Here is a 2,496-nt window from a genome sequence, read left to right as displayed (position 1 = left end):
TGGCTAACAGTTCCTACTGCCAAGCCTGTAGTGGACTTTCACCACCAAGTTATAGCCCATGCCGGGCGCACTAAAAAAATAAGCCTAAAAAGGCTTATCCGTTATTTTTCTTTATTTCTTCAATTTGGGAATCATCAAGGATTCCGTAACCATTATAATTCAGGTCAAGTTTTAGTAAAATTTCATTTGCTTTTTCAAACTTAGCAAGATCCTTTTCTGATGAAGCTTCTTGAATTAGTTGATTAGCTTTCTTTAGTTTTTCAACAATAAATTGAGCAGCATTTTTTTCTTCAGCTAATTGAAGAGCCCCTGCAGAGTATTTTTTGATAACATCTATCCCCCTCAGAACATCAGAAAGATCAGAAGCGTCTTTTAATGTATGATTAAGAAACGATGAAGTATTATGAATTCCATCAGAAAGGGTTCCATTAGCGCCTAAATCTTCATCATCAGCATCATAAATAATGTCTTCAGTTTCAGCTTGTATATAAGCTATTTCTCTTTCAGATAATGGAAGTTCAACTGAGCCAGCCCATTCAGCAAATGTAATAACAATGGCAACAAAAGCAATAGAAGATACCGCTGTAATTATAAACTTTTTCATGCCATATTCCTCCATCCTCCCATGGAATCAAATTTCCTTAAAGATCTATCCCCATTGTTCTTCGTGTATTCTCAGTCCTTCTTCACCGTAGAAATATTTAATGTACCTTTCTTCCTCTTCCTCAGATCTCTTTTTGATTTTATATCCATCATGTTTATCCTGGCCATTTACAATATTCCTTGCTTCTATAAAATCTTTATCGATGCTATCAAAATTTCCTTGGCTCCATTTATTTAGAATCTCTTCTAGGACAGGATCGGATTCTATTGATTCAACTTTTTCTTTAAGAAAAGCAATATTTTGCTTAGTGATCTGAGGCCGATACCGAGGTTTCGCCCCTAATATTTCAAAGTTTTCATTTTCATCTAGCTCTACTTTTTGAAAAGACATAGACATTATACTGCTAGCAATCCAATATTCCTCGTCAATTTCCTCTTTAGCGATTTCCTCTTTAAATTCTTCCTCCCCCATATCTTGAGAAGCCTGATTTCTTTCTTCTTCTGATAGAGAATATTCTTCAACGGCGGGAGAGGGAACAGGCTTCGGCTCAGTCTCCGCTTTAGTTATTACTTCCGAACCCACTTCATCATGACTTTTGTCCTTTTCACTTTCGTCTATCTTATTATCAGAAGGTGAACATGCAGCTATGCCTCCAATTACTAATGCTAAGCTAAGACCTGCTAGAAAACTTTTTTTATTCATGAAATGTCACTCCGATTAAAAATAATGATTATTCATCCAAATTAGTATTATAACAAATCAAAACATTTTCAGATAGTGAATTTAGGAAAATGATTCCAATTGAAAGGCAAAAAAATAAGTAGCACCAATCATCCAATAATGAATGATCAGTGCTTATGCTTTCATTTCTAGATTTTCAAGCTCTTTGAATAATTGTTCAGCCAATATTTCTGCTTCTTTAAAAGATGAAGCAGAAATGTCCATAAGCTTTCCTTTGAAAATAAAATTATACTTTTTAATCAAATTTCTTCCGAGCTCCTTCATCCGTAATTTTTGATTTAAGTAAGTTCAATTCTTCTACTGATAACTGATTTTTTCTTCTAGCCATTTTCTTTCTCCTATGAATGAGATTCGACGCATTGGATTTTGGCTCAAATCAGTCTCGAGTAAAAACAATAAAAAAGACTTCCAACGTTAATGTTGAAAGTCAGTCGTTTCAAGGCTTCTCGCCCTTTTTGATACCTGAGGTGGGATTCGAACCCACAAGCCCGTGAGGGCATTGGATTTTGAGTCCAACGTGTATGCCAGTTCCACCACTCAGGCATGATTAAATTGGAGGCGGCAACCGGATTCGAACCGGTGGTAAGGGTGTTGCAGACCCGTGCCTTACCACTTGGCTATGCCGCCATGGTTTTGGAGCGGAAGACGGGGTTCGAACCCGCGACCCCCACCTTGGCAAGGTGGTGTTCTACCACTGAACTACTTCCGCATTACTGGGCTAGCTGGATTCGAACCAACGAATCACGGAGTCAAAGTCCGTTGCCTTACCGCTTGGCTATAGCCCATCGTTAGTCATATTATACTATAAACATGATGGGGCGACTAGTGGGAATCGAACCCACGAGTGTCGGAGCCACAATCCGATGCGTTAACCACTTCGCCATAGCCGCCACTTTGGCAGGGGTAGTAGGAATCGAACCCACACTGGAGGTTTTGGAGACCTCTGTTCTACCGTTAAACTATACCCCTAATGGTGGTGGGGGACGGATTCGAACCGCCGAACCCTGAGGGAGCGGATTTACAGTCCGCCGCGTTTAGCCACTTCGCTACCCCACCAAATATTTGGTTTTGGAAGGTGGCTCAGGACGGAATCGAACCGCCGACACAAGGATTTTCAGTCCTTTGCTCTACCGACTGAGCTACTGAGCCCT

The 2,496-nt window shown here is 39.8% G+C and carries 3 protein-coding genes and 8 tRNA genes; all 11 read right to left on the bottom strand.

What is annotated here, in order from left to right; genetic code table 11:
- Positions 1 to 94: 94 nt before the first annotated feature.
- Positions 95 to 604: a hypothetical protein gene (locus AB1L08_RS22145; RefSeq protein WP_413066738.1), complete on the bottom strand. Its 510-nt coding sequence runs from the start codon at positions 602 to 604 to the stop codon at positions 95 to 97.
- 45 nt (positions 605 to 649) lie between these two features.
- Positions 650 to 1,306, bottom strand: a complete 657-nt coding sequence (locus tag AB1L08_RS22140) for a DUF6241 domain-containing protein (RefSeq protein WP_413066737.1) — start codon at positions 1,304 to 1,306, stop codon at positions 650 to 652.
- A 153-nt stretch (positions 1,307 to 1,459) separates the two neighbouring features.
- A complete protein-coding gene (locus tag AB1L08_RS22135) occupies positions 1,460 to 1,588 on the bottom strand; it encodes a hypothetical protein (protein WP_413066736.1) in 129 nt (42 codons plus the stop codon).
- A gap of 216 nt (positions 1,589 to 1,804) precedes the next feature.
- Positions 1,805 to 1,888 (bottom strand) — tRNA-Leu (locus AB1L08_RS22130).
- 10 nt (positions 1,889 to 1,898) lie between these two features.
- Positions 1,899 to 1,972 (bottom strand) — tRNA-Cys (locus AB1L08_RS22125).
- Between the two features lie 7 nt (positions 1,973 to 1,979).
- Positions 1,980 to 2,054 (bottom strand) — tRNA-Gly (locus AB1L08_RS22120).
- A 4-nt stretch (positions 2,055 to 2,058) separates the two neighbouring features.
- Positions 2,059 to 2,130, bottom strand: a tRNA-Gln gene (locus AB1L08_RS22115).
- Between the two features lie 29 nt (positions 2,131 to 2,159).
- Positions 2,160 to 2,235, bottom strand: a tRNA-His gene (locus tag AB1L08_RS22110).
- A 5-nt stretch (positions 2,236 to 2,240) separates the two neighbouring features.
- A tRNA-Trp gene (locus tag AB1L08_RS22105) sits at positions 2,241 to 2,314 on the bottom strand.
- 2 nt (positions 2,315 to 2,316) lie between these two features.
- Positions 2,317 to 2,401, bottom strand: a tRNA-Tyr gene (locus AB1L08_RS22100).
- A 20-nt stretch (positions 2,402 to 2,421) separates the two neighbouring features.
- Positions 2,422 to 2,494, bottom strand: a tRNA-Phe gene (locus tag AB1L08_RS22095).
- Between the last annotated feature and the right edge of the window lie 2 nt (positions 2,495 to 2,496).

Source organism: Siminovitchia jepli, from assembly GCF_047228825.1.
GTDB lineage: Bacteria > Bacillota > Bacilli > Bacillales > Bacillaceae_C > Siminovitchia.
Note: the sequence above shows the minus strand (reverse complement) of the source record. Positions and strands in the feature narration are given on the sequence as shown.

What these genes read in the sequence shown, in the direction of transcription:
- AB1L08_RS22145 (WP_413066738.1), bottom strand. Translation starts at nt 604, where the DNA reads ATGAAAAAGTTTATAATTACAGCGGTATCTTCTATTGCTTTTGTTGCC.
- AB1L08_RS22140 (WP_413066737.1), bottom strand. Translation starts at nt 1,306, where the DNA reads ATGAATAAAAAAAGTTTTCTAGCAGGTCTTAGCTTAGCATTAGTAATT.